22 protein-coding genes and 3 pseudogenes are annotated in these 26,791 nt (G+C 65.9%); 7 read left to right on the top strand and 18 right to left on the bottom strand.

Features of this window, described 5'->3' with window-relative positions; translation table 11 throughout:
- Positions 1-460: 460 nt before the first annotated feature.
- Entirely contained in the window at positions 461-1,057 is a 597-nt protein-coding gene (locus EES41_RS44345; protein ID WP_123083382.1) for an RICIN domain-containing protein, read from the top strand.
- 496 nt (positions 1,058-1,553) lie between these two features.
- Here EES41_RS44345 and EES41_RS41980 read toward each other — a convergent pair whose 3' ends face one another.
- The 9 genes from EES41_RS41980 to EES41_RS39800 form a co-directional block, all read right to left on the bottom strand.
- Positions 1,554-1,751, bottom strand: coding sequence for a hypothetical protein (locus EES41_RS41980; RefSeq protein ID WP_164496156.1), 198 nt, complete (start codon positions 1,749-1,751; stop codon positions 1,554-1,556).
- Between the two features lie 903 nt (positions 1,752-2,654).
- Positions 2,655-3,188, bottom strand: a complete 534-nt coding sequence (locus EES41_RS39830; protein ID WP_123083381.1) for a replication-relaxation family protein — start codon at positions 3,186-3,188, stop codon at positions 2,655-2,657.
- Positions 3,189-3,360: 172 nt separating this feature from the next.
- The gene (locus EES41_RS39825) at positions 3,361-4,392 is read right to left on the bottom strand and encodes a hypothetical protein (protein ID WP_123083380.1); all 1,032 of its coding nucleotides are present in this window, start codon (positions 4,390-4,392) and stop codon (positions 3,361-3,363) included.
- Positions 4,389-4,571 (bottom strand): RNA polymerase sigma factor, encoded by a 183-nt coding sequence (locus tag EES41_RS44340; RefSeq protein ID WP_367995823.1) that lies wholly within the window; start codon positions 4,569-4,571, stop codon positions 4,389-4,391. The genes EES41_RS39825 and EES41_RS44340 overlap by 4 nt, the downstream gene beginning before the upstream one ends.
- 30 nt (positions 4,572-4,601) lie before the next feature.
- A complete protein-coding gene (locus EES41_RS39815; protein ID WP_123083378.1) occupies positions 4,602-4,838 on the bottom strand; it encodes a sigma factor in 237 nt (78 codons plus the stop codon).
- A 125-nt stretch (positions 4,839-4,963) separates the two neighbouring features.
- The gene (locus EES41_RS39810; RefSeq protein WP_123083377.1) at positions 4,964-5,212 is read right to left on the bottom strand and encodes a hypothetical protein; all 249 of its coding nucleotides are present in this window, start codon (positions 5,210-5,212) and stop codon (positions 4,964-4,966) included.
- Positions 5,213-5,789: 577 nt separating this feature from the next.
- Entirely contained in the window at positions 5,790-6,383 is a 594-nt protein-coding gene (locus EES41_RS41975) for a hypothetical protein (RefSeq protein ID WP_164496231.1), read from the bottom strand.
- A gap of 415 nt (positions 6,384-6,798) precedes the next feature.
- Positions 6,799-7,077, bottom strand: coding sequence for a hypothetical protein (locus tag EES41_RS39805; RefSeq protein WP_123083376.1), 279 nt, complete (start codon positions 7,075-7,077; stop codon positions 6,799-6,801).
- A 1-nt stretch (position 7,078) separates the two neighbouring features.
- A protein-coding gene (locus tag EES41_RS39800; RefSeq protein WP_123082897.1) for an IS5 family transposase occupies positions 7,079-7,887 on the bottom strand; the annotation gives its coding sequence in 2 pieces (ribosomal slippage) (positions 7,079-7,539 and positions 7,539-7,887; 810 coding nt in all).
- Between the two features lie 32 nt (positions 7,888-7,919).
- Here EES41_RS39800 and EES41_RS39795 point away from each other — a divergent pair.
- A complete protein-coding gene (locus EES41_RS39795; protein WP_123083375.1) occupies positions 7,920-8,369 on the top strand; it encodes a transposase in 450 nt (149 codons plus the stop codon).
- Here the strand turns inward: EES41_RS39795 and EES41_RS43620 are convergent.
- From EES41_RS43620 to EES41_RS39775, 4 genes and pseudogenes are all read right to left on the bottom strand, one after another.
- Entirely contained in the window at positions 8,363-8,512 is a 150-nt protein-coding gene (locus EES41_RS43620) for a hypothetical protein (RefSeq protein ID WP_254211939.1), read from the bottom strand. The genes EES41_RS39795 and EES41_RS43620 overlap by 7 nt on opposite strands.
- Positions 8,513-8,903: 391 nt before the next feature.
- On the bottom strand, positions 8,904-10,301 hold the full coding sequence (locus EES41_RS39785) for an FAD-dependent monooxygenase (protein WP_123083373.1): 1,398 nt from the start codon (positions 10,299-10,301) through the stop codon (positions 8,904-8,906).
- A 10-nt stretch (positions 10,302-10,311) separates the two neighbouring features.
- A pseudogene (locus EES41_RS39780) lies at positions 10,312-10,596 on the bottom strand (cyclopropane-fatty-acyl-phospholipid synthase family protein); the annotation flags it as partial.
- Positions 10,597-10,744: 148 nt separating this feature from the next.
- Positions 10,745-11,429: pseudogene (locus tag EES41_RS39775) on the bottom strand (IS5 family transposase); the annotation flags it as partial.
- Positions 11,430-12,063: 634 nt separating this feature from the next.
- Between EES41_RS39775 and EES41_RS39770 the strand changes: the two are divergent.
- The 4 genes and pseudogenes from EES41_RS39770 (at position 12,064) to EES41_RS39755 (ending at position 18,309) form a co-directional block, all read left to right on the top strand.
- Positions 12,064-13,042, top strand: a pseudogene (locus EES41_RS39770) (IS5 family transposase).
- Positions 13,043-13,406: 364 nt separating this feature from the next.
- The gene (locus EES41_RS39765; RefSeq protein ID WP_123083372.1) at positions 13,407-13,688 is read left to right on the top strand and encodes a hypothetical protein; all 282 of its coding nucleotides are present in this window, start codon (positions 13,407-13,409) and stop codon (positions 13,686-13,688) included.
- A gap of 396 nt (positions 13,689-14,084) precedes the next feature.
- Positions 14,085-17,288: a lantibiotic dehydratase gene (locus EES41_RS39760; protein WP_164496230.1), complete on the top strand. Its 3,204-nt coding sequence runs from the start codon at positions 14,085-14,087 to the stop codon at positions 17,286-17,288.
- Positions 17,289-17,292: 4 nt separating this feature from the next.
- A complete protein-coding gene (locus EES41_RS39755; RefSeq protein WP_164496229.1) occupies positions 17,293-18,309 on the top strand; it encodes a thiopeptide-type bacteriocin biosynthesis protein in 1,017 nt (338 codons plus the stop codon).
- 133 nt (positions 18,310-18,442) lie between these two features.
- Here EES41_RS39755 and grrM read toward each other — a convergent pair whose 3' ends face one another.
- The 5 genes from grrM to EES41_RS39730 form a co-directional block, all read right to left on the bottom strand.
- Positions 18,443-19,666, bottom strand: coding sequence for a cyclophane-forming radical SAM/SPASM peptide maturase GrrM/OscB (gene grrM, locus EES41_RS39750; RefSeq protein ID WP_164496228.1), 1,224 nt, complete (start codon positions 19,664-19,666; stop codon positions 18,443-18,445).
- A 96-nt stretch (positions 19,667-19,762) separates the two neighbouring features.
- Complete coding sequence (locus EES41_RS39745; protein WP_164496227.1) at positions 19,763-20,551, bottom strand: hypothetical protein; 789 nt, start codon at positions 20,549-20,551, stop codon at positions 19,763-19,765.
- Between the two features lie 380 nt (positions 20,552-20,931).
- Entirely contained in the window at positions 20,932-22,185 is a 1,254-nt protein-coding gene (locus EES41_RS39740) for a lanthionine synthetase C family protein (protein WP_164496226.1), read from the bottom strand.
- Positions 22,182-23,714: an MBL fold metallo-hydrolase gene (locus EES41_RS39735; protein ID WP_123083366.1), complete on the bottom strand. Its 1,533-nt coding sequence runs from the start codon at positions 23,712-23,714 to the stop codon at positions 22,182-22,184. Before EES41_RS39735 ends, EES41_RS39740 begins: the two co-directional genes overlap by 4 nt.
- A gap of 59 nt (positions 23,715-23,773) precedes the next feature.
- Complete coding sequence (locus tag EES41_RS39730; protein ID WP_123083365.1) at positions 23,774-24,802, bottom strand: hypothetical protein; 1,029 nt, start codon at positions 24,800-24,802, stop codon at positions 23,774-23,776.
- Between the two features lie 395 nt (positions 24,803-25,197).
- Here EES41_RS39730 and EES41_RS44335 point away from each other — a divergent pair, with 395 nt between their 5' ends.
- Positions 25,198-26,622 carry a hypothetical protein gene (locus EES41_RS44335; RefSeq protein WP_164496225.1) on the top strand — a complete coding sequence of 475 codons (1,425 nt, stop codon included), beginning with the start codon at positions 25,198-25,200 and terminating at the stop codon, positions 26,620-26,622.
- Positions 26,623-26,791: the final 169 nt, after the last annotated feature.

Genomic DNA, 26,791 nt, shown 5'->3' with positions numbered 1-26,791 from the left:
CGAGCCAGGGCCGGCCCTTCGGGCTGGAGTCCTGCGCTTCGCTCCGGACGGGTTCGGGGCTTCGCTTCGCTCTTCCCCGAACGCCCGCTCCGCGGGCCAAGGTGACCCCGTTTCACGGGGTCCGGGCCTACGGCCCGTTGGGCGGGTCCGCTCCGCTCCCCCACCCGGGCACTTCCGGCTCCACCGCTTCGCGGTGGCTTGGTCGCAGTTCGCTTCGCTCTCTGACCTGCGGGAATCCGCTGCGCGGGCTGCTGGCTACGAGGTGCCCTGGAGTATCCGAATGTGATTCAGAGTTGCCAACCCCCAAGTTGTAAGGCCTTGATCAGATCTGACTATTATTCAGGTCTTGGTCCAGAATTCAAAAAATTCAATGCCTTCGTCTCCTTCTTCTACGGGTCGCGATTGAGTGGAGTTCGTGCCAAGATGGTAGGGGAATCTTCACTGGTAGTGACAGAAGTTGATGATTCCACGACAGTCCGTCGAATGCCCTCTTCTAAGGGAGTGCTCGATGAGAAGACGACGCATGGTTCTCCTGTCGGCATTCGGAGCAATCTTCGCTGCATCCAGCGTGCTTACTCCAAATATTGCAAATGCGGGCACGGGTCCGCCGACGTATATCGTCAACGCCCAGTCTGGCCTGACGACCTTCCTTGTTTCACCACCCAACTGTCACAACATGACATGCCTCAATGGGGCTCCGTTCAAACTAGGAAGCGGAAGTGATTTCTCCAGGTTCTACACCACCAAAAATGCCGCTGGCCTTGTACAGTTCCATTGGACTCTAGACAAATGTGTTGACGTTCTGAACGGGGGCACGCAAAACGGCACATCGGTAGTCCTTAATGACTGTAATGGGAGTCTCGGTCAACTCTGGTTCCCGTCAAAAATCTCTTCGGGCAAGTTCCTTTTGATTAACGGAAACGGCGGCGGATGTCTCGACGCCGATAATCCCGGATTCCCGAATCCCCCTCACGCAGGAGCCCGCCTACAACTATGGAGCTGCGCCAACTCTGCTTCTGCGTTCATTGGCAACCAGACTTGGCAAGTGGATCTCTGAATACCAATCAGGCGCAGCCTGACACCTGAGCAGGAAAACCCACTGCGATCTCAGCCCGCCTTCGGCACCCGGCCCGCGTCACAGGTAGCCGCAGACGCCCTGTGGGGGGCATGGTCGCGTAATCCATGAGGCGCTCAGGAAGGCGCACGCCATCCGGGTTCGGCCGGACTGGACCGACGGACCCGTCAGGCAGGTCGGCGCCGCCAGTAGTAGGCCCAGGACAGGGCCAGCACGATCGGCCCCCACGGCATCACCGGGCTGATGCACAACCGGGCCAGGGCAACCCACCATCCGTAGACACCGAGTGCTTCAGACTGAAATCCTGGATAGAGACTGGAACGGACCACACCACCCCTGCGGGCTCTGCGGCCCCCACGAAACGGCTAGGGGCGACCAGCTGGCGCTCAGCCCCGTCCAGAGGACGGGGCAACAGGGCTCTCGCCCTGGGCCCGATACAAGTCCCGTAGGGCGAGCGCCCCCTCACACGCCAGGCGCATCAGCGAGCGGCTATGAGGCCAAGGCAGGCGACGACCAGGGCAACGGCCATCCCAGCCGCCGTGATCGGCACGGCCAGGGCCGGATGGCAGTAGGCGACGTAGCCGATGCCGGCCGCCAGGAGCAGCGTCACGAGGACCAGGAGCAGCAGAACGGTCAGGGCGAGCGAGGACACGGGGCAGTTCCCTTCGTCGGGCATGCCGGGACCCCGCATGCGGTGAGGGCGGAGCGTCGACCAGCCGGACTGCTTGCATCTCGGGGTCGGCAGCAGGGTGCGACGGGCGGGGGCTAGCCCCGCAACTCGCCGCGGCACGTCGGTTGTACGGCCGTCCTGCACTCCACTGTTATGGGGGAAACCCGTCCACATGTTGGTGTGACGCCGCACACACGAAGCGGCCCCGGTACACCGTGAGGTGTACCGGGGCCGAGGTGCGGTCCGGTCGTACTGCCCCAGAACACGCTGGGCACCGGTCCTGACCCGCACACCCATGTCGGCGCGGACTAGACCCGACCCTAGCCCCGCAAGGGGCACGCCGTTCGCCGGTTCAGTTCCGGCCGAGCCAGCCTTCCTGCCGCCGGTGCCGGTCCAGCTCCGCCTGCTCGGCCGCCAGCTGCCCGTCCTCGCGCTCACGACGCTCCCGAAAGACCGCCTCCCGCCGACACTCGTGTCAGGAGCTCCCCCGGGCGTCCGCACTCCACTCACCGGGGTAAACAGGCTTGCCGCAGCCCGGGCACGGCCAACTGGAGGCCTCCCGCGCCCGCTCGGCCGCTGCTCTAGCGGCCGCCTCCTGGTCCTCGCGCTCACGGCGCCGTTCGGCCTCGCGCGCCATGTAGGCATCGCGTGAGTAGTAGCCGTTGTTGTCGAGAGCCGCGGTGAGGCTCTCGCCGCCGCGCTTGCGTCCGTAGCGCCACCAGATCGGCCCGTGCGGCCCGTCGGCCTAGGCCCTGTCGTCAAAGTGGCGCCGGCCAGGCCCGCGGCGTCCGGCGCCGTGCATCGCAAGGCGGAGGGACGCCCGTGTACCGGACGTACTCGGGCGCCTGGACAACGCGGCGAGGCGCGGCGCCGGGCGTCGCGGGCCAGGCGCCACTTTGACGACAGGACCTAGAGGCGGTCCAGCCGGCAGGCCACGACCGGCACCCGTCCCTCGAAGGTCCGGAAGCCATCCTGCTCGCCGTCCCGGTTGGGGCCGGGGCCCCAGTCACCCTGCCAGACGGGCGACGACAGCTGCGCGATCCCGCGCATGCAGGCGTCCATCGCCTCCAGCCCCATCTGCTTGGTGAACACGATCGCCACCGGAGGATGGGCGACGTCGTCCGGGGCGGTCCACACCGTGCGCCACAACGGCCGCTCCCGCCCGCCGACCGTGAACGCGTTCTTCTCCGTCCGGGCGAAGAACGTGGCGTACCGGTGGAGCTTATCCGCGACCTCAGCCCTGGTCTCGGTCCCGTTGTCGACCTCCAGGAACAGCAGCGGGACCGGCGCGCCCGGCAGAGCGAACACGGCGTCAGCGCGCAGGCTGCCCTGGGCCGACGAGGCGAACGCCCCGCCAGGGCTTTGCCTGGACCAGTGCACCTGAGATGCCCACGGATCGGTCCCGTTCGCCTGGGACAGGGACCAGACCGGCCGAGATGGCACACGTACTGGCGGAAGGAGTCGGGGTTGGGCGAGCCTGTCCCGTCACAGGTGATCTTGACCATTTATCAGGCGATCTTGACCGCTCGGCTCGCCGACAGGCTCAAGCTCCCTTGGGTGGGGGTAACACGGACCATTGGGCGCCGGCGGACGACGAGCGGGACAGGCTCGTTGCCTACACCGACACATGATCGGTCGCAGTCGTGCCTCGCTCGACCACGTAGATGCCGATCCCGATCTCCCGCGACCGATGGCACAACCGCTCCATATCCATCGTGGCTGGCCACCGTGTGGTGTGCGCCGACCACCGCACTCCCTCCAGGTCAACATGGGTCAGATCCACACCCCTCAGGTCCGCCTGCGTGAAGTCGTCCAGCAGGTCCTGAAGCATCCGCGCCGCACGACCATCGACGACCTCCAGCCCCAGCAGATGGGCTGCGGCCTGGCCGAGGTCGTGGGCAAGGTCGTGAGTGGCGGAGAGGGCGCGGTCGAGGTTGAGAGCGCGGGCGCGGGCGAGCGCGCGGATCACGGTGGGGAGGGGGGCACGGTTGGGATCGAGGTCGCGGGCGAGTTCGCGGGTGCGGTCGATGGCCCGGTCGAGGTCAAAGCCGAGGTCGTGGACAACGTCTAGGTCGCGGGCGCCGGTGTGGGCGATCTCGCGGGCGACGTCGTGGGCGAGGTGGAAGACGCGGTCGAAAGCGTTGGCGAGTTCGCGGACGAGGTAGTCGAAGTGGGCGGCGCTGCGGGCGCGGGCGCTGCGGAAGGCGCGATCGAGGGCGGCATCGCCGCCGAAGTCGCGGACGAGATCGCCAGCATGGGTAAGGACGCCGGTGAGGCGCTCCAGGGTGGCCCTGGCGGCGAACACGGGGTGATTGCGCAGTATCAGGCGCGTTCGGTGGTCAAGTGCGGCGATGTGCATCTGCAGGTCGGGGTCCCTGGCGGCTGATTCCGTGCCGACGGGCGCAGCGTCCTCGTGTGCCGGGACGGTGGTCTGCGCGGGCAGGATCGCGGCCAGGCTGCTCTCCATGTCTAGAGCCTGGCCGAGCCCTTGGACCAGATTGTCGTGGTGAGCGTAGAGGGACACCTCCGCAAGGCCGGCCTCCAGATCCAGGAAGCCCGTAACAGCGCCGATGAGGTTGCTGTGCTGCGCGGCCAGCCACTGCTCCAGCTCGTCATCTGCGGGGACAGGCAGCAACGCGTCCGTCATGACTCCTCCTCCCGTGTCTTCATCAGCCTGGCGACAGCGCGGCGGGCCTTCAACAGGTTCGCGCGCCCTGTGGCAGGGTCGATGCCCAGTTCCTCGCCGATCTGCGACGGACTGTAGCCGGACACGCTCCAGGCCAGGACCTGGCGCTGGCGCGGTGGCAGAGCCCGCAGGCATTCCAGGAGGACCAGCCGGCTCTCCCATTCCGCAAGCTAGTCAGAACACGGCAGCAGTGCGGTCACCTGTTCGGGGACCTGGCCAACCAGTTCTTCCTCGGCCCGGCTGACGTGGCGCACCAGCTCCCGGGAGGCGACCTTCCGCGTCCATGCCTCAGGGCTCCGGATCTTCGCCCAGTTCCGGTGCGTGGCGATCATCGCGTCCTGGGCAAGGTCCGCCGCCAGGCGTGCCGGGGCACCCTGCCATACGAGGAAGCCGAGCAGCTTCGGCATGAAGTTACGATAGAACGCGGCGAACTCCTTCTGTGCTCCGCTGTTGGCCGGTGACCCCGAGCTGGCGGGACCAGGAGTTGCGGACAGCGGCGGTGCGGGCCTTGCTTCTGATGACTCCCTGTCGCTCACGTTTCCTGCTCCGCCGGCCGGTCCCCCTGTTGCGGAAGCGTCAGGCTCACACTGCTGCCGTCCCCTCGGACCTCGTGAAAGCGGCTCCCCTCCGGCAGGGACCGAGCCAGCGCCACGAGCGTCTCCCGGTGCGCCTGTTCATGACGCACACGCCAACGTAGCCGCAGGTACTGGCACACCGCAGTGGTCACCCGAACCCCCACGCCCGACGCGGCCATCACCGTCGATGCAACCAGCGGATCCATCTCGCCCCCTCCCAGAACGCCCACCCCATGCGGACCCTCACAGGTAAGAGGAACCGCACCCCCTCAGCGTGAACTTTCTTGCTGAACAACCTTGGAAGGCAACGGGATTGACCAATATCCTTCCACTCCGACGCCGTGCGCGGCACCCTGCCTCGATCAAGATCAAGTGGCAGGAGCCTGGTGTCGGTCAAGATCGCTTGGCGAACGTTCAAGACCTCCTGTCACGGGACAAAGCCCTGCGGGTGGCTGGACAAGCCAGGCTTGTCCAGCCACCCGCAGGGCTTGCCCAGTCATCTGGGAAAACAGCTGGTCGGGGGGGCCGGCCGCGGGCGAGGTGCAGCAGGTTCGCTTCTGCGGTGCAACGCGTCGTGTAACACGGCCTTCAGGCAGCCTCCGCTGTGAAGTTCGTGCAGGTCAGTGCTGCAACGCAGCTCTTGGTGCAGTTAGGTGTTACAGCACTCTGTTGCACGGGGCTGACCTGCGACAGCGAAGCCGGGACGTTGGTCGGGACAATACCGATCCGTGACATCGAAGCCGGGAACGGCACTGTCAGCCCAGCGCCTTCAAGGCGGAGATTTCACCCCCCAGGCTGCATCCAGTCGTCGTACTCATCTACGCATCCTTGTGCTGCCAGGGCGAACAGCCCCCCACACACGAGCATGAGATTCCCCAGCACTGCGGCCACAACGATGACTGCTCCAATCAATGCGCATCGAGCAGGATATTCAATATCGCCAGGGCTCCAATCACCGTTTGCAAGTGTGTGCACCTTGTGGGCCATAACGTCGAGCTGCCGCTCATACCTCGAGGAGAGCATTCCAAAACAACTGGCGGCGAAGGTATCGAAATTTTCAACGTTCGCCAAAGGCGTCAAGCGCCCCAAACTCTCGGTGTTGAGATCATCCGAGTCCAACACTCGCGAACAATTCCATGCACCATACGGTGCTGACGTCTTGACGAGGTTGAGGAGCTCCTTGAGCACTTCAGGGTGAGCTACCTGAACCCACAACTCCTCGATCTTCAAACCGTACTTTGCTAGCTCGGTGATGTCCTCAGCGTTCAAGTCGGATCGCTGCAACTTGTCCGTCCACGTTTCATCAATCACCAACAGCTTGACTGCGGATTCGATGAAGGCGTTTGCCGATCGTTCTTCAAGAATGGGAGCGAACATATACAGCCCTCCAAGATGCTACTCACGTCTCCGGCACATCGAACCTGAGATGTGGGGCGCCCGCCTCTGGAAAGGACTGAATGGGGCAACCCGCGCAGCGGAGAGGCCGGCGGAACCCCGGGCTGGACCTCCAAAGGGGTGCTCGGGCAGTGGTGGCTACGTGATGTCGAGGACACCGCGTGGCCGGTCATGTACGCGGCCCAGAAGCACGGGACCTTGGATGATCAGAAGGAATTAAGGGAGGGCTGGCGAAATTCCTGATCCTGACCCTATATAGCGCGGCGACTCCCGGAGTTTTCCGGGGGCCGCCGCATTTTCTGTCCTCAGAGGTTGAAGTCCATGTAGTGGATGTCTCCGAATTCTATTTCCGCGTACTGGTTGCCTCCTCCGGCTCCCGGATGTATTCGTTCTGGATCTACTCGCGGACGATGCGCTGGGCCTCTTGCTCGTCGCCGTCTTCGAGCGCCTGCCAGAGGGGTGTGGCGTAGTGGGGTGAGAGGTTTTCGGCGATGTGCCTCATCCGCGGATCGAGGGTGTGCGTTCCAGAGTGGCTGTTGGAGTAGCCGAACTCGGCCTTGCCGCTGACTTTCACGGGAGCGGTAATGGCTTGCTGAGCTACCTTCTTCTGAACGTTGGGCCTCGCGACCGCGCGCACTTCGTTCGCCAGCTTCTCCTCGATGCGCTTAGAAGTCATCTCATTTGGTCAGTCTGCGGTAGCAGATGAGGGTGCAGGCGATGCTGGTGAAGGCAAGGAAATGCTCGGCCTTGCGTTCGTAGCGACGGTGGAGGCGGCGGCAGCCGGCAAGCCAGGACACGGTCCTTTCAACGACCCATCTGTGGCGACCGAGCCGCTGTGAGGACTCGACGCCTCGGCGGGCGATGCGGTGCTTGATGCCGCGTTCGCGTAACCATCTCCGCAGGTGGGCGTAGTCGTAGCCCTTGTCCGCGTGGAGCTTGCCGGGCCGGCGCCGTCGGCGTCCACGGCGGGATCGGATGGGCGGTATGCCGCGAACGAGGGGCTCAAGGGCCTGGCTGTCATGCAGATTCGCGCCCGAGATGCCGACGGACAGGGGCAGACCGGTCCGTTCGGTGATCAAATGGATCTTCGACCCGAACTTGCCCCGGTCGACAGGATTCGGGCCTGTCAGGTCCCCTTTTTCAAGGCCCGCATGTTCACCGAATCGATCGCGCAGCGGGACCAGTCCAGCTCGCCGCGGGCACCGAGTTCATCGAGGACCAGACGGTGGAGTTTCGCCCACACCCGGGCCTTGCTCCACTCCGAGAAACGACGGTGAGCTGTCGCCCCGGACGGGCCGAACGAAGCCGTGGGTAGCTGCTGCCAGGTACAACCCGACGTGGTCACGAACACGATCGCGGCAAGCACCTCCCGGTCACCGTGCCGGCGCCGCCCACCGCCCTGAGGCCGCGACGGCGCCTCCGGAACCACCCGCTGGAACAGCTCCCACAACTCATCCGGCACCAGCCGTTCAACAATCCCCACCATGTCCGAAAGCCTACCCGCCGAGGCCAAATGAGATGACTTCTAAACCCGGCGAGCCGAGCCGCCTCATCCACCGCCCCCGCACCCATCTCCTGCTCAAGGGCGCCCGCAAGAGTTTCTCCTGGCAGGACTACCGCGACCTGCTGGTGAGAGCCCATATTCAGCTCGGCGGACCCATCGTGGTGGTCTGGGACAACCTCAACACCCACCTGGCCGCCGGGCTGAAACGCTACGAGGCCGAGCACGACTGGCTCACCACCGTCCGCCTCCCGGCATACGCGCCAGACCTGAACCCGGTCGAAGCCGTCTGGTCACTCGTGCGCAGAGCCACGGCCAACACCGCCTTCGACACCTCCGAAGACCTCGACCGCAAACTCCGCCGCGAGCTACGCAGAATCCAGCTCCGACCCCACCTCATCGACGGCTGCCTCACCGCCACCGGCCTGGCTATCAACCCACCGACCCCACCCAGAAATCCTCAGTAGGCGGGGTGATCGGCGTAGGGTGAGGCGAGGTCGAGCAGGTCGTCGCATGGCCAGGTCTCGCCGTCGTACTGGCAGTCATCGCGGTTGTCCCACGGTAGTTCGGGGTCGCCGGTGGCTGGACTGAGTACATGGCGGGAGAGCACGCGTCGCTTGGCTTCGACGCTGCCCCGCTCCCCGACCCAAAGCAGCCCCGTTTCCCTTGACCAAAGAGATAGAGCCCCGTCCCGCGCACGGAACACAGGTGTCCTCCTCAGCAACACCCCAGGGTGGGTCACGATTCAAGCGCCGCCGACACGCGCCGGGAACCCGGCGCGGCCGGCCAAATCCGACGGCGCTCGCGACGGGCGGAACCTGCGGCCGCGGCGCCCACGGTGTCCTCCTCCACGCGCGAACGAGATCCACCCGGTTGGCCTGCGCAAGGGCCGGATCCGCTCCCCCGACCGCTCCGGGCATCGCCCAGCTGACAGAACGCCACGCACCCGGCGTCACGCGACTACGCCGACGGCCTGCACGCAAGGCAGCAGTGATCCTTCGTTACGAGAGGGCGCTCTTTCGTTCGGCATCACTCAGTGGCGGGCCCGCCAGGTGCGGCCTCTTCGGGCCGAAGAGCATGGGCAGCAGCATGTCGAGCGAGAACAGCCGGGTCGCGGGTTTTTCAAGGCTCATCACGTCCAGCAGGGCGCCCAGGGCGCGGGGGTTGCGGGCTCCGGTGTCGACAGCGCGGTCGACGAATTGTGAGAGGAGCTTCTCGACTGCTGTGGGCGGTGTGTCGCTGGCGCCTGGGTAGACCGCGTCCTGACCGACGGCGAGGTCCCACGCGCCGCCGACGGAACGGGCCGCGGCTCGCTGCATCCGGCGGGCCGCGCCGGGGGCGGTGATGCTGGTGGAGCGCAGGATGTCTCGGAGAGCGACGGCACACTGGGCGGCCACGGTGAGGCCGTGACCGTACACGGGGTTGTACCCGGCGATGGCGTCGCCGAGGACGACGAAGCCCGCCGGCCACCGGCTCATCTTCTCGTAGTAGCGACGCTGGTTGGCCGTGCTGCGGGTGGTGGCGACGTCACCAAGGGGTTCGGCTCCCTTGATGAGCTCTCCGATGATGGGGTCGCCCAGGCCGAGGGCGTAGTCGACGAAGGCGCTGGGATCGTTCGTGGGCTCGCCGCCGCGTGTGCCTGACAGGGTGACAATCCATCGGCCGTCCTCGATGGGGAGGATGATGCCGCCCTGGCCAGGGGCCTGGGCGGGGGTGGCCTGGACGTTGATGAGCGGGAAGGTGCCGACGGTCGCCGCAGGTGCCTGGTAGACGCGGGTGGCGTAGGCAACACCAGCATTGACCTCGCGCTCGGTAACGCGGGGCAGGCCGAGGCTCTCGAGCCACGCCGGTGCGCGGGAGCCGCGGCCGGACGCGTCGACCACCATGTCGGCGGAAAGGGTCCGCTCGTCGGTACCGATCCATATTCGGACGCCGGTGACGCGGGTGGCATCGCCGTCAAGGGCCTCGACCGAGGTGTTCTCGCGGAGGGTGATCCGCGCGTTGCTGAGCACCCGCTGCCGCAGGGTGTGGTCCAGGAGGTTCCGCGAGCACACGAGGTTGCGATGGTGGGTGTGCTCGAATCGGCGGAACCAGACCTTGCTCGGGGACCGGGAGACCATGTCGCCCATGATGTGAACCAGCCGGGCACCCTTGGCGACGATGTCGTTGATGAGGCCCGGGAGAAGTTCTTCAAAGGCGTTGACGCCGCCGCTCCAGAGCAGGTGCGCATGACGGGCCTGCGGCACCCCCTTTCGGCCCTCGGGGCCTTCGGGCAGGGTGTCCCGCTCGATGATGGTGACGTCTGCAAACTCGGCGAGGACTGAGGCGGCGAGGAGCCCTGTGACGCTGGCGCCGATGACGATGGCGGTGGGCCGGTCGCGGTTGTCGATGTCAGACATGTGATGCGCACCAGTCGGCCGCGACGACGTCCACACCGAACTCCCGCGCCAGGAAGACCGACGTGGCGCCCTTGCCGGAGCCGAGGTCAAGAACCCGCATCCCAGGCCGCAGATCCAGATCCCGGGCCAGATCTTCCAGGAGCCACAACGGGTTCGGGCCCGTGTCCAAGCCCACCAGCCAAGCCGCGTCGTAGCGGGAAGAACGTGGGTATCGATTCGGCCGCACAAGATCATCTAAAGCAGTCACGAACCGAACCCAACTCCCCGCCCACCCCGAGCGCAACCCCTTTTCCATTCAAGCCGACGATCCCAGCCAGGACGTGGCCACCTATAGCGCCCGCCGCGCATCCCGGGTGTCGGCCCGGCCACCGGCGCCCGTCACCCCCGCAGCAGGCTCACACCGCACAGCCGCTCACGCAGCCGTATCAGGTGACAAAGGCCGGCCACTTCCTTGGGATCGGGGTGAAACCTCTGGTCCCGGGCTTGCGGGCGGTGATTTCCATGTCGATGCCGAGGGTGGCGGCATGCTCGACGAGGTGCTGGCGGTAGCCGCCGTCGACCCAGACCTTGCGAACCCGAGGGTGGTCGGCGGCCACCTGGTCCAGGAGCCGGGTGCCGGCTACGGAATCCTGCACGCTGGCCGCGGTGACCAGCAAGCACCGCGAGGAGAAGGCCGAGTGTGTCGGTGACGATGCTCCGCTTCCGGCCGACGATCTTCTTGCTAGCGTCGATGCCCTGGCCGGAGGCATGAACGCTGGTGGAGGTCTTGACGCTCTGGGCGTCGATCACGCAGGCCGAAGGTTCGGCGTCGCGCCCCTCCTTCTCCCGCAGGAGCTGCCTGAGCATGCCGTTGAGCTGGGCGAACACGCCCTCATCGGCCCATTTGGCGAAGTACCCGTAGACGGTGTTCCAGTGCGGGAAGTCATGTGGAAGGTAGCGCCACTGGACCCCGGTCCGGTCGACATACAAGATCGCGTCCATGATGTCGCGCAGGTCGTGCTCGGGCGGCCGGCCGAAATGCAGGGCTCGGCCCCGGCGCTCGAAGCGCCAGGCCGCGAGGAACGGCTCGATCAACTCCCAGCGGGCATCGGACAGATCACTCGGATACGGCCGCGATCGTTGGCGCATGTTTCGGTAGTACTGCTGGCCGACGGCCCAAGACAGGGCGCAAACAGGGGTGAGTGGGGGCGCCTTGGGATCAGACGGGAGCGAAGGCGCCTAAACGGACCAGCAGCAGCCGTCACCGGCCACACCCTTAACACCACGACCAGCCGCCTCAGCCATCCTGCGACAGCCGCCCACCCAGATTCGAACCAAACATCATCGACAGGACAAAACGCTCTTTTACAGCCCGGCCTGGGTACCGCGTGCCGGAGGACGACCAAGAGCCAGCAGGTCAGCAGGAAGTTCCGTGCTGCGGTTGCCTGTTCGGCCGCATTCCGGCTGGCCACCGGAGGAAGTCCGGTTCCCGCAAGGGAGGTGAGTTCCCTCACTCCGGTTCTGCGGGCGAGGCATCTTGGCGCAGATATACCCGAACATAAGATCATTTTACGGACGGTACGCGACCGGCCGCGATCGTCATTTTCTGGATGAATGTTGTGTGCAAGCTGTGAAAATAGATAGGACAACCTCACTGATCATCTATGTGGGGGAAATCCGTGCGCACAGCGCGACCACTAGTGCTACTAGGGCCTGTGTGATGTCGTGATCAGCTGCTGGGTTCTGCCTGCTTCGCGGAGTGGGATCCGGTAGGACTGGGGTCGTGACACGTAGGCAACTCACCCATGCCCAGTGGAAGTTCATCGAGCCGTACCTGCCGATCGGTAGGTACGGCCCGTATCCGGAGCGGTTGCGGGAGCAGTTCGAGGGGGTGATCTGGCGGTTCCGCTCCAGTGGGCAGTGGCGGGAGATGCCTGCCGAGTTCGGCCCCTGGGCCACCGTCTACGGACGCTTCCGCGTGTGGCGGGACGCCGGTGTGTTCACGGCTCTGCTGGAAGGCCTGATCGCCGAGGGTGCCAGCGTCGGAAGGACGGACTTGTCGCTGGTCAGCGTGGATTCCACCACGGTCCGCGCTCACCACGACGCCGCGGGAATGCGCGTCAGCAAGCACCTCATGAAGGCCCTGGAAGAAGCCGTGCAGGAGCAGGAGGCAGCCCGGCAAAAAGGGGCGGCGCGGAGGAACAGAACGGACAGGACGAACGCCGGCGCATCCGGCGCAGACGTAAGCTCCCCTGAAGGAAGCCCTGCTGGGCAGGTCCCGGGGCGGACTCACCAGCAAGATTCATCTCGCCGCGGACCGCAGATGTCGTCCGCTCGCGCTGGTCCTGACTGCCGGGCAGGCCGGGGACAGCCCGCAGTTCATCCCCGTACTCGCGAAGGTGAGAGTCCGCCTACCGGTCGGCCGTCCCCGCACGACGCCCGGCGCGGTCGCCGCAGACAAGGCGTATTCGTCCCGCGGCAACCGCGCCTACCTGCGCAAACGCGGAATCAAGGCCGTCATCCCGGAGAAACGGGACCAGGCCGCCAACCGTCAGAAGAAGGGCGCACGAGGAGGCCGGCCCATCAGCCACGACGCCGACCTCTACAAGGAACGGAACACCGTCGAGCGCCTGATCAACAAACTGAAAGCCTGGCGAGGCATCGCCACCCGCTATGACAAAACCCCAGACAGCTACCTCGCCGGACTCCACCTCCGCGCCGCCATGATCTGGATCGACGACCTACTCAAAGCCGCCGACTGATCACGACATCACACAGGCCCTAGGTGTGCGACTGCCGGAGCGATCACCGGCCTCGTCCAAGCCGTCCTCTTCCTGCTTCTCGCCAGCTCAGTCTGAAAATGGAAAACCTTCACTGGCTCAGACACGCGATGCTTCCCAGTGCCCGGGCCCGGCGCGGGCGTCTTTGCAGGACACGCCCTAGCGGTCTTTGACGCAGCGAGGGCCGGAGGGCAGAGTTGACTTACGCAGGCGTAACCACCTTTCGTCTGATGGTCATACCATCCGCCATCGTATTCCTGGACGGTGTGGTCACGATGCTTGCAGGGTCTTTCGCAGGCGCCAGATCGAAGGACGCGCGGGAAACCACAGCACACCAAGGGGAATCATGGCAGACGAAAAGGCGCCGATGGAGCCGAACGACGAGTCGCTTAAGGAGCTCGAGATCACTGAGGATGATCTTGAGTGCACTGATGAAGTGGCGCGCTACACCACGATGTGCACCACTTTCAGGGACACGGTCATCCAATTCAAAGAGACGGATATCGACAGACTATACTCACGGCCGGTCTCGAGCATCACCACTGAATTCAAGTTTGCCGATGAGGCGGTGGAGTCCGAGCGCCGTGAGGCTGACGCGACGAAAGACCGAGGAGAGGAGACAAAATAGAAGACACCGGCAGTTGGAGTGAGCGACCGCAGGTTCGTCGTCCACTTTCCATCCGAGACCGGCGAATTGTTGGAACTATCAGTAGGCCGATCGCAATCAAACCGGCCTACTGATTTCGCTGATCGGTACGGCACGATGCCGGTGCGATTCTTCATCCACGACTGAGCCCGATCTTGGGTTGCGCTTGTTTGACAATGCCGACTCGCCGTCTCGATTACAGATCATCAAAACAGCTTGGTAGAGGCGCACAAACACCTATTCGGCCGCTGATATTTCGGTGGTGTTCAATGCTTATGGCGCTGACAGTCGGAACGGCTGCGCGAGGCGGACGCGGACCTCGATCGCGGCGGTGCTTGCATGCTGATCTGACGGCGAATGAGCTCTCATTGGGTCCACGTGGTCGAGCCCGCTGAGTTCTTCGTAACCCGCGTTCCGGCGCTGCCGTTCTCCACGCTGACCGACTGGTCGGCCGGTGTGGAAGCTCCGGGGGCGGCCGCCGCCGAACTCGATGAAGCGCTGGCGCGCGATCGGGCGTTGCTGGGGTCACGATTGCAGGCCTTGTGTCGGCGTACTGATATCGCCCGTGCCCTATGTGAAGCGTCACCCGATCTGGTGCGCGCCACCACTGACGGCGGTGCGCCACCACTCAGTGACGCTCCTCGCACGTTCTCTACACGATCACAGATCGCGCTGGTGCGGTATCTGTTCCGGATGGCGTCGCGGCCGACGCCGTTTGGCCTCTTCGCCGCCTGCGGTGCGGGGACGATCGGACCGACGACGACGTCGCTGTCGATCCCGCCACGCGACCGTTGGCGCCGGAAAACGATGCTCGACGGCGCATATTTGGACGCTCTGCTGATGGCACTGTGCGACTCGCCCGAGCTGCGAGACCGGCTCACGCTGCGACCGAACGAGACGATTACCCGCGTGGCTGGCAGGCTTAGGCTGCATAGGAGACGTCCCTCCGGAGACGAGCGCCAGCACCAGACGATCGAGGTCAGGCCTACGCGCGAGTTGGAGCGTGCGCTGGATGCTGCGGGCCCGGGTGCACGCGCACCGGAGATTGCCGCCGCTGTGGCAGCCCCCCGGCCGATGACGCCACGACAACTCGACTTCGTGCGAGCACTTGTCAAGGCGCAAATCCTGGTCGCCGACCTCCAACTCCAGGTCACCGGGGCAATGCCGTTGGACGTGCTGATCGATGATCTGGAGAACGTCGGTGCCGGGCTCCCGACGGCCGGGGTCCTGCGCGCCGTGCGTGACGCGCTAGACCAGCTCGACGACGTCGGCGGGCTTCAAGATCCGAAGATGCACCATGAGATGAGGGATCAGCTCGCCCAGATTCGCGCCGTAGCTGTTCCGACGCAACCGTTCCACACAAGTCTGTCGCTCCCGCGCGGCGGCTTGAACCTGGCTCGCGCAACAGCGACTGACATTGAACACGGCGTGCGCCTGCTAGCGCGGATTGCACCCCCCTCAGCTCCCGATGAGCTCGTCAACTTCAAGCTGGCGTTCGCTAAGCGCTACGGCCGACGGGAGGTGCCACTCGCCGAGGCGCTGGATGATCGGATCGGCATCGGTTTCGGCGTTCCGAGACCAGAACGGGCGTCACTACTCGACGGACTGCTGGGCAACGATCGGCCAGTGCCGCCCCCACCCCCGCCCTCCACGAGGCGCGACGCGGCGCTGCTTAAAATGGTTCTGCGCGCCGCCGAGTCGGGAAGCCACGAGGTAGAGCTCAAGCCGGCTGACATCGAGGCGCTTGCGGCTGAGTCGCCGCGTTCGGCTCCGGCAAGCTTCGCTGTGGTCGCCAGCCTGGCGAACACGACGGGCGGACCACGGATCCTCTTCAGCTCGTGTGCGGGCCCCTCCGGGCTCGGGGCGCTCGGCCGCTTCTGCCATGCCGATCGCGACCTCGCCGGTCTCGTTCAGCGCCACCTGCAGGCTGAGGCTGCCCTCGATCCCGATGCTCTGTTCGCCGAGATCGTCCACCTGAGCGGGAGCTCCAGCATCAACGTCCTCGCCAGGCCGTTGCTACGCGAGTGGGAAATCGAATGGCTCGGCCGATCGGGCGCGGCGGCGGACCGGCGGCTATCGGTCGCAGACCTCCTTGTGTCGGTCCGTGACGACCGGGTCGAGTTGAGAGCGAAGAGTCTGGGTCGCCGAGTAGTCCCGCGCCTTACCTCGGCTCACAACTGGGCATCATCCCGCACCCTGCCGATCTACCGTTTTCTGTGCGCGCTCCAGGAGCAGGACAGCGCCAGCGTGCTGTACTGGGATTGGGGCCCCCTCCTGAGCGCCGCCTTTCTTCCTCGGGTGAGATGGGGCCGTGTGGTGTTGTCGCGGGCTCGTTGGATGCTGGCCTCATCAGAGCTGGATCCGGGCGAGCGCGAGCCGTGGCGTGCCGTACAGACGCTGCGCGCTCTGCGCGGCCTGCCGCGGTGGGTCGTGGCCGTCGAGGAAGACAAGGAACTCCTGGTGGACTTCGACAACGTCCTCAGCGTGGATTCGTTCGCGCAACTGTTGCGAAGCCGTGGCTGGACGATCGTCAAGGAGATGTTCCCCAGCCCGGATGAGTTGGTGGCACGAGGCGCAGAGGGTGCCTATACCCATCAGCTGATCGTCCCGTTCATTGCCAAGGCCGCTGGCGCGTCCGAGTCGGCACGTGCACGTGTCGTGGACTCGGGGGCGCCATCTCCGCCTCCGCGGATCTTCGCCCCCTGCAGCGAATGGGTTGCGCTCGAGCTCAACTCGGGGATGGCGCTGGCTGATCGCCTCCTCCTGGAGATGGTTGCGCCACTGCTCGGCGCCTTGGCCGCGGACGGCACCACCGACTGTTGGTACTTCGCCCGGTTCAACGGGCGTTCACCCGGTATTGCGGTGCATGCCCATGGCAATCCCGATGTGCTGGTGCACGCCCTGCGGGGTCTGGCGGCCCAAGCCCTCGACGTCGGCATGGCCCGCGACGCAAGCTTCAGGACCCATGTTCAGCAGGCCGGCGTCAGCGAAGCGGTCGTCGACCCGACCGCTGCGGGCCGACTGGCCCAGGCCGACTCGAACGCCGCGATCGACCTGTTGGCGGTTCTCGGCGCGGACAATCGACACCAGGATGACCGCTGGCGAATCTGTCTGGTCGGCGTCGACCGGTGGTTGCGCGATGTTGGACTCGATCTTGACCAGCGGCTGGCCCACGCCAGGGCGATGAGCCGTGCGCTCGCCCGGGGGCAGCGGCTCGCTGACAGTGCGTCCCGGCGGCTGGGCGAACGCTTTCGCGCGGAGAGGCTCACGCTTGGTCGATTGCTCGCGGCACCGCAGGAAAGCGATCCGCTCGCGCCATGTATGGCCATCCTGGACCGCCGCACGGCGGGGACGGCGTCGATCCTGGCGAAGCTCGCCGACTCAGGGGATCCGACCCAGAATGTGCGCGCCCGACAGGAGCTGCCTGTCTCTCTGGCGCGCGACTGGGTCAACCGCGTGATGCGCTCGCGCGACGGCGCCCACGAGTGGGCGATCTATGAGCTGCTCAGGCGTTTGTATGAGGCTTCGGTACACCTTCGATCAGCCTCGGCCCGTCCTGACCCGAAAGCCACGCAGGGATGAGTGGATGACCCCTTACCCGGAGTCGACGCACGAGAGCGTCGCGACGCCGTCGGTTCCGACTCGCAAGCTTGCCGCGGCCGTGATGGAAAGCCTCACCGCGCCGAACCTGGAGCGGGTTGCAGCGCAGGCTGGTATGCCCGTCGACGTGCTTGTGGCTGCCCGTGACGCCTTCATTGCAGGGGGAACCGCCGCGATCCACTGCCTAGACCGCCAGCAGCGATGGCTTCAGTACTCGATCACAGTGGGTCCGGACGGTTGGCAGCGGATCGTGCGCAGCGACATCGGCACTCGGATCCTTGCGTGGCTTCGGGGCGGGCCCGGCCGGGGATTCTTCTACATGCACAAGCCGCCAGGGCTCAGGGTCAGGTTCTGCGGCGTCGACGGTCGATGTGCCGACGCACTGAAAGAGGCACTGGATGTCTATGTGGCCGAGGCAACGATCACATCGTGGTCTGCCGGTCCGTACGACGCGGAGGTCATGCAGTTCGGCGGTGCCACCGGACTGTCGTTGACTCACCGATGGTTCACCGCCGAGAGTCTCGCGGTGCTCGAGCACCACCGCCTGCGCCTCGACGGCACCACGCGGATGGGATCGGAGCTCTTCTCACTGCTTCTGATCGACCGTCTCCTCCGGCGCCTGTGTGACGATTGGGAGCGCTGGGACGTCTGGTGCAAGCTGGCGCTCACCGGACGCCTGGTTGACGACGCCGCCGGCGCCGTCGATCTGTCGCGCTCGCGCCCCATCCGCTTGCTGCTCTCCCACCAGGCCCGGATCCTCGGCGCTGCCAGCGAGCCGGAGCGCACGCTGTTTGCACAGTACGACGCGGCTCTCGACGAGCTCTGTCCGGAGATTCAGGCTGCAGTGGACGCTGGTCGACTGCTATGGGGCTTGCGCGAGATCGTCCCCTTCTGGATGGTGTTCCACTGGAACCGGATGGCATTCGACTTCGAAACGCAGAAGCGGCTGGCGGCCACGGTTGTGGCCGCCCTGTCGCCGAAGCTCACCCCTGAAGCCAGTTGACTGACCAGCGGGAAGGAGCGGCGTGCCCGCAGCGCCGAGCCTTCCCCAGGCCGCCCGCTCCCGCGCGGTAGAGTCACGCCCGTCGGTGGCGAAGAAGCGGGGCAACGACGGCCCGTTGATCTGATGACACGCTTCACCCGCGGCCGTGGGGCTCGGCGACTCGCTGCTGGCGTGAAGGCGCTCGCCCACGAATGTGCTGGTGCGATTGCTCGCCCTCCCTCTCGAGCGCCCCCGCCATCACGTCCATCAACGTCTTCACTCTTAGTCGGCAGGTCATCGTCTCGGTGCCGGTCACCGTTCCCAACTCGCTGAACTTGTTGCCTGGCGCGCCACCTCCACACACCCCGAAATACTCACACTCGCGTGCGCACGCCGCCACCCCGACGGCGAGGTCCTCATAAAAGGCAGAACCGGTTACGCGCTCGACGAACGTAGAAAAAACGTCCTCAGTCACGTCCGCCCAGGTGAAGCTCCGATACCGCGATGTGGGCGCAATCGTGAGCAGCTCGGGTGAGAACGTCGACACTCGACCGTTCACGTCGAAGTTCAGGATCGACCCGAGTGCGCTCTCCCCGTTCACAAAGGTGCAAGAGGTCGGCCGTAGAAGCAGATTCCGCGAATCGACGATCTCCCGGATCCTCACCTCTGGGTGAGTCTTCGTAAACTCGTAGAGAGTGGAGAAGAACTGGCGATACAACGCCGTCGCGTCATCACCGGCCAGCGTGGAGGTCAGATGCGCGCCCTCTACTTCCTCCACGTTGAAGCCGATGCTGGTGATCCCGCACTCTTCGATCCACTCGCAGACCAAGTCGGGCCGCATGAGTGAATCAACGCTCAGCACGGATGTCACCGAGAACTCGATCCCACTCTTGGCCAGCAGTTTGGCACCGGCCATGGCGCGGTTGAACGTACCGCGTCCGTGCCGGTCCTTCCGGTGCCGGTCGTGCAACTCGGCCGGCCCGTCAATGCTGAGACCGATGAGCATGGTGTGCTCCCGCATGAAGTCGCACCACGCCTCGGTGATCAACGTGCCATTGGTCTGAAACTGGTGAACGCATCGCACACCTCGGTCACTGAGCCGGGCGAACTCAGCAAACGCGGCCCTGTAGAACGAGCGCGGAACCACCAGCGGCTCACCGGCGTGCCACGCGACGTCAACAACCGGCGCAAACTCGGGGACACTGAAGAGGAACTGTACGATCGACCGCACCGACTCCATAGACATCCGCGTGCGATCCAGCCGCGTCGGCAGGTAGCAGTAATCGCAGTCGATGTTGCAGAACGGGCTGGGCTGGACGATGACGGTCGACGTCGGTAGAACAACGGCGGGTCGGCGGCCTTCAATTCCGGACCACATGACTAGCCACATCCCCCCGATAGCGTGTACAAGGACGTCTGATGATTCCTGCCACCACGATCTGCACAACCGGCAGCGGGCGCGTCGATCCGGCGGTCAGGCCGGCTCCAGCACACCTACAGGCCAGTTACCGAGCCAGTAGGCGACGATCGACGGAAGCCTCGCGTCCAGCGTCGAGCCGTCGTGCACGAGCAGCTCTGTCGGCGCGACGTAGGCCTGCCCCGGTTCGAGCAGCACCGAGTAACAGCGCAGACGTCCACCGTTCGCCACGAACGCTCGCACGTCGTCGGTATGCGGGAGATGCTCGTCCGGCCTACCTAGACTGCGACAGATGTCACACGCACTCGGGCTGGCGAACAGAAGCGCCCTACTCCCGGGTCCGAGGTTGACGGTGAGGCGCCGACGACTAGCAGCGCGGGCGCGCATGGGCATTTGGTCCCAGTTGTCGACGTGGAGCCCCAATCGTTTGCCACTGGGACGGCGTTCAGTGGTGGTGAGCTGCCCTGGGGCGTCGAGGCGGATGGCGAGGAATGCGCCGTCGCCGAGCGGGCTGACATTTTGCCGAGCCAGCTGTCGCACGGACTGGAGCGTGTCGTCCGAACTCCACCATTGCCTGATCTGGTCCGGACCGCCGGTCGGGAAGGTGTCTTTGATGTATGCGCAGGCTTCGTTCAGCCCGGCTGGAGCTCGCACGAACTCGATCGCCTCCGAGTGGAGACGTCCGCAAGCCGACAACGGGAGCTCGGAAAAGTCGATCTTGATCCACTCCCCGTCCGGCACGACCGCGCCCGCCTCATACCGCTCGTCATTGTCAGCAACCCGCCGCACGCTGTCCGCGATGCGGGCGGTGACGGCCGGGACCTTTGCCAGCACCGGGTGTTTCATGCGGTTTTTCTATCACTTCTGGTGGTTACAGTAGGCTCACGCCACGCCCTTCTCGCACGCTCGCTGGCCTGGACCGCGACCCAGTGGGACCTCGTCACCCCAGACGATCCGGGACCAATGCGATCCCACACTCGCCGAGCTGCTCGACCGAGCCACCCGAAAGCTCGTGCCAGCGCCACCCGAAAGCTCGTGCCGGCCGAACCCGGCTGCCCCGTCTGGTCCGAGGTGTCCGGGCCGCTCAACCCCACAGTCGAAACCGCATGTTGAACCCGACCCTGCGGGCGCGGGGGCTGAACCGCGCTGGGTTCCGTAGAGGCTCCGTCCGGTGGACGGAAAGGGCCGCGTCACGTGCGAGCAAGTGGCCAGCGGAAGCTCGTGCCCTACTCGAAAATCGGCGAGGCCAGTAGCGTCCGGTCCCACGATGGTGGCATCGCGGTGGCCGCGGCAAGCAATGCCAATGCCACTCCGGTCGCGCCGGTCAGCAGCGATGAGCCGTCACCGTCCCACGGATCTGGCTTGGGATACCCGGCGAAGTCGCCGCCACCGGGCTTGTGAAAGTCGAAAGTTCGCATGAACCAGAACCGAGACCCTTCGCCAATCTGCCCGTCACCAGTCGCTTGCCACATCCGGTTGAACACGTGGGCCAGGCCGGCGCTGCCGTGGCACAGCCACGCGTCGGTGACGCCCGTGTCCTCAGGCGCGCGGACAGCGGCGGCTCGCGCCAGCACGGTCGCCTCGGCCTCCCAGGCCGTCACGCCCAGAGACCGTGCCGCGACCAGCACCGCCATCGCCGCGCCTGCATCGCCGTAGCACCACGCGGTGCGCGCCGGTACGGTGAATCCGTCGGTGTTCAGCCAGTACGGGAGCCGCGACGGGGACGTGTCGTCCAGACGCTGCGCGAGCAGCCAATCGACGGCTCCAGACGCCATCACAGCAGCCTGAGGTCTAGCCACCCCGGCCGCGGCCGACAGCGCCAGGACCGCCAGCACGCCGGGCACCCCGTGGGCCACCCCCAGGTTGTGATGGCCGTCGGGGCTCTGCCTGCGTTGGTGATCCCGCAGCAGCTCGGGCCCGGTGTGCCACGTCACGCCCTCGGGTGTGTGGATCGCAAGCTCGCCCAACTGCCTCACCACCCCTTCGAGGCATTCGCGTGCCCCCGGTGTCGGCAAGCATTGGAGCGCGTACACACCGTAGCCAGCGAGGCCAGATACGAGATCGAAGGGTGCGCACCAGGGCGAGCGCGCGAGCCGCGTCATGAGCGCGCGATTGATGTGCGTTGTCGGGTCGAGAGACTTCGCCTCGAGCCCCAGCAGGCGCGTTACGTGCGAGGCGGCCCATCCCACGCCTGCGACGCCCGCGAACAGCCCGGCCCTCGGCCGAACCCGGAGCCCCGCCATCGCACGCCGGAGCCACGTTTCGGCGCGCTCAGCGGCCGCGGCGTCGTCGAGCGCCAACGCAAGGTAGGCATTGAGAACAGCAAAACCTGCCGCACCGTCGCACAGCGAGGGGCCGACGTCGGCAGGGGGAAGCGCCTCCACCGCTTCGGCGACCTCGACCGCGACGGTGACGGCCTTCGCCGCCGCCGGTCCGGACAGCAGCGCGGTCCAGCGTCCCCGCTCGACGGGCCGGATCACCCGAGGTACGCCGCGTCCGCGACCGCCGCCGTTGCCTCGCCGTAGGGCCAGGCGAAGTCCTGCATCCTCTCGATCCGCGGTTGCGGCCCCCCGGACACGATCGAGTCTCCCGGCCGCATCAGCAGCACGTTAACCGCCGATCGATGGATTCCGGAGCCCGTCTTCGTCCTGGTCGCGGCGGCCCCGATGACGCGCTCGGGGAAGGGGTCGAAGACGGGGTTCTCCGACGCCGCCTCGTCGAGACGAGGACCAAGGCCCATCTGCCAGTACCACGGCGCGCCACCATCCGCATAGGGAACCAGATGCGGGGCTTTCCAAATCTCGGCGATGTCGACGGCCTCGTCAGCAGTCGTCATGCTTCGTTGCCGCACACCCCACGACTCTGGCGGCACAAACGGCAGGTAGCGGCCAACGGACGAGGTCAGTAGCTGAACCGGATACATCAGCCATCCGCGGTACCCGACAAACAAATAATCAGGGCTGCCGAGGTCACGACGGGCGCGAGCCGCTACCTGACGGACGTCTCCCCCGGCGTCACGGCCCGAGTCAGCGAGAAACGCCGCCGAGCACCGCGGCGTACGGACGAAGTAGGTGTTTCCTGCGTTTCGGATGTCGGGATGCAGCTGGCTGCCGTCGGTGGGCTGCTCCCCGTGAAAGGGAAGCGCCGTCACCTCGATGTCCTTCACCTGGACGCTGTCCCACCATGCGAGCTCGGTGACGTTGTCAAAGCCCAGCTCGTGGAGGCGTTCGTACATCCGAACGGACAAGAACGTTTCGCGCTCCAGTTTCGGCACGATGATCCTGGTGTCGCACGGCAGTTGTAGCAGCGTGCCGGTATCGAAATGATCGGGATGGGAGTGCGTCAGTACCACGGCGTCGATGCGACCGAAGTCGCGCAGCTGCAGCGGCTGGTAGTCCGCTGGGTAATGGCCGCAGGCGGGACGGACCCATGGATCGACAATGACTGCCGCGGTGGCCGAGCGAACCACCGCCGTGCTGTGCCCGAGGAACGTCACGTGCGCGTGGTCAAGGTCGGCCGCTGGTTCAGACACCGGCTCGAGCAGGCCCTCACGATCCATCGCAGCCAACAGACGTGCCACCGCGCCCGCCGATCGGTCGACGTCCACGCCGGTAGTGGTCAGCTGCACGATGAGCCGATGCACGTCTGGCCAGGTTGGCATCGGGACGGGCTGGCTGAGCGCCCGCATCCGGTCACTGTTGGCCAGCAGAAGACGATGCGGGAAGCAATCCGACACCGCGGGGAACAAGACCTCGTCTCGGATCGTCCACGAACCCTCAGTCGTGGGCTCCGCGATCTCCCGAAATCGCCGCCCCGCCACCACGTCCGCCAGCATCCCAGGACCGGCGCCGATCAGGTTCGCCTCACCGTGCTCCTCTACGTAGGACATGATCGGTTCGTAGATGCGGCGCATGCTCCGCTCCGGTTGTGTCGTCACCGGGCTGCCGAACGCGGTCCGATCGCTGTACTCGACACTGATTCCGACATGACGACCCAGTCGCTGCAACATCAGATACGCTCGCTCGATTCCATGTCAGAGGCGGATTGGCGACCGGAGGGAGCTCCTGGTCAGCTGTAGAACTGCAGGGGCCTTGTCCCCTCGTGGAGAGCGAAGGCCTGCAGCGTCACGCGGGTGCCTGCCGTGAATCCTCGGACCGCGTGTGGTCGCCCCGTATTCAGGACGATGAGGTCGCCTGCGCGCGGAGTGAGTGTGACGGGGGCAGGAAGAAGGGCGTGCAGCTGCCGCTGGATGCGTTCGCGATGAACGGGGTCGAAAGAGTACTGGAGGAAATAGGCGACGACGCGGACGAGGCTCTGAAGGTGCTCGGGCTGCTGCATCGCGACCGGGAAGATGTTGAGCTCGCCCCCGCTCGTCGGGACGTCGAGGTAGATGTTCGCGCTGAACAAGCCGTGCTCGGAGTCGAGAAACATGCTCGAGTCGGTGTGGATAATCCCCTCGACGCGCGTGATGCCGTCGAGCAGTGTTTCAGGCCGCATCACGCGGGCCAGACCAGCGAGCATCTTTCGGCGGTATGGGTTGTCCCGACTCACGGTCGCCCCCGAGGGCCAGAGCTCGTCGAGCTCGAGTCGGAGCTTGTCGAGCGGAGAGAGACCATTTGTGGCCCCTCGGATCGCTCGCATGGCCGGCAGCGCTTCCTTGAAGTAGGCGATCGCTTCGTCGACTGACGAGTAGAGGGCGTTCACCGGGATGCCGGCAGTGTAGGACGTATCGGTGCCACCCCAGGTGTGGGCGGGTCGATCGGCGAGCCAACGCGCGAGCTCCGTGCATGTGCCGACGTTGCCGAACCCGGGCACATGCAGGGCACACGTTCGATTGGCGAAGAGGTCCTGCAGCGCGCTTGGCGTCAGCTCGCCGCACGTCGCGACTCCGGCGCCGTCGGACTCGAGGCGAACGTCCCGCACCGCCTCGAGTTGCGCCAATACGTCGGTAACGCTTTTGGCCGGCGTCTTCGCGGAGGGCTTCGCGTCCCTCCGTCGCTCGAACTCGGCGCGCAGTTCCTCGTCGCTCATGGCATCAAGAGCGTCGGCGAGCGCTCGCCGTGGCTCTTCCTCGAGTGTGGTGGCTGCCTTCGCCATGGTGCTCTCTTCTCGGTTCAGTCGAGATCGCCTTTCGGACGAAGCGTAGAAGCGCAGAGGTTGTCTGCGGTCCGCGAGGAAGCGGTGGCTGCCAATGTGGCGACTTGATGGTTGATTGCATCACGCCATCGCCGATATAGGGGCAAACACGCCGAGTACGTCAGGACGCAGGGGGCTCCCCCCCGAGGCTGCTATATCAAGTCAAGCTGTTTGAGGAAGATCTTCAGCGGTGATCTGCTGTGTGGGCTGATGGGGATGACCCCTCCGACCGGCTCCCCACCGAACTCCGCGACGACTGCTCCCCGCACCCGCGGGGATGACCCCTGGAACCCAACCCGGACACCGCTCGGTACCTGTGCGAGTTCCTGTCGAGGAAGGTCGGCCGTCCGCTTACCTTGCTGGATCTCGGGTTCAACTCAGCTGATGCCCATTCCGGTGAAGCCAACTTGGGGCTTACCGTCGAAGACGATCCAGTGGAGACGCTGGGGCGGATTGGGAGAGCTGACATCGAGCGACGAGACTTCTTGACCCGGGCCGCGTACTCCGTGGCCGCCGCTGCCCTACCCCTCGGCGTAGCTGGTGAGGCGCAGGCACGCACCGCCAACGCCATTGCAGGTGGTGTGGCCGGGGCCGCCGAGGTCGCGGCGGTCCGCGACATGGTGGCCATGTTTACCGCTATTGACGAGCGGCACGGCGGACAGCACGGCCGCAGCACGGTCGTTCAATACCTGACCGACGACGTGAGGCGCCTGTGTCAGTCCCGCTTCGAAACAGACGACCTACGCAAGGAGATGTTCTCCGCTGCGGGCTCACTCGCCTACCTCGCTGGCTGGAAGGCGTACGACGCTAGCGAACACGGGCTCGCCCAGCGTTACTACCTTCAGGCGTTCAACCTGGCTCGCTCCGCCGAGAACCGGGCCGACCAGGCATATGTGCTGCGTATCCTCGCCCACCACGGCATGGACAACGGGCGCCCGGAGCATGTCCTCGGCCTGGCCAACGCAGCTTTGGAGCTGAGCCGTGGCGTAGATCCGGCCACCGAGTCCCTGTTCGTCATCTGCCGGGCGCGCGCACTGGCTGAGTCTGGCCAACAGGCTGAAGCGCGCCGCGAGGCTGAACGTGCCCGCGAACTTGCTCTTCGGGGAGAGACAGCCGAGATGATGGGCTGGGCCACCATGTGGGGTACGCCCAAAGCAACCGTCGATTCGCACACGGCCAAGATCTACGCCCGATTGGGCGACCACGCCGCCGCCGAGGTTCATCACGCCGGCGCGCGTAAACGGTACGCCTCGACCGAGCACCAGCGCATCGCCGCCTTGTCGGCCGCGGCAGAGGGCGGCGCCCAGCTCAAGCAGGGGCAGATCGAGGCGGCCTGCGCGACCTGGGACAAAGCGCTGGACACCATGACCGGCATCCGGTCGTCCCGAACTGTTAAGTCCGTGCGGACGATGCGCGCAGACCTCGCGCCGTTCCGCGCCCGCGGTGCCCGCTCGGCCTTGGGCTGGACGAGCGAGCCCGTACCCGGCTACGTCAGGCGGTCTAGATTTCTGGCGGCGGGAGGCTGGCGGGCGCACGCTGAGGGAGGCGGGCCCGCCAGCCGGCCTCAGCGCCCTACCTGCAGGGATCGCAGTCGATCCGCGATGCCGTACGAGTCGAGGCGCAGGGCGCGGATCTCGTTGATCAGGTCGCGCCACGGCTCGTACGAGGTGTCGACGGGCTTGCCCGAAGCCTCCAACAGGCCGCGTACCGTCGCGTTCGCGCGGCGCTTGAGGTTGCCCAGGGTGGTCAGGGCCCGGAACAGGGGCTTGTTCGGCTGGTAGGCGGGCTCGCCGCCGGCGGGGTTCTGGTCGTGCTGGGTGGGCTCGAACAGCTCGCGGAGGTCGGCGAGCCAGGCCCGTACACGGGCGACGATCCGCAGGTCCGGGCGGTTCTGCGATTCCCGGTTGGGGACCTCGTCGCCCCGCGATGATGGCCGGACGATCGAGGATC

The sequence above is a fragment of the Streptomyces sp. ADI95-16 genome, assembly GCF_003721495.1.
GTDB classification, from domain to species: Bacteria; Actinomycetota; Actinomycetes; order Streptomycetales; family Streptomycetaceae; genus Streptomyces; species Streptomyces goshikiensis.
This window is presented reverse-complemented; position numbering and strand designations above follow the sequence as displayed.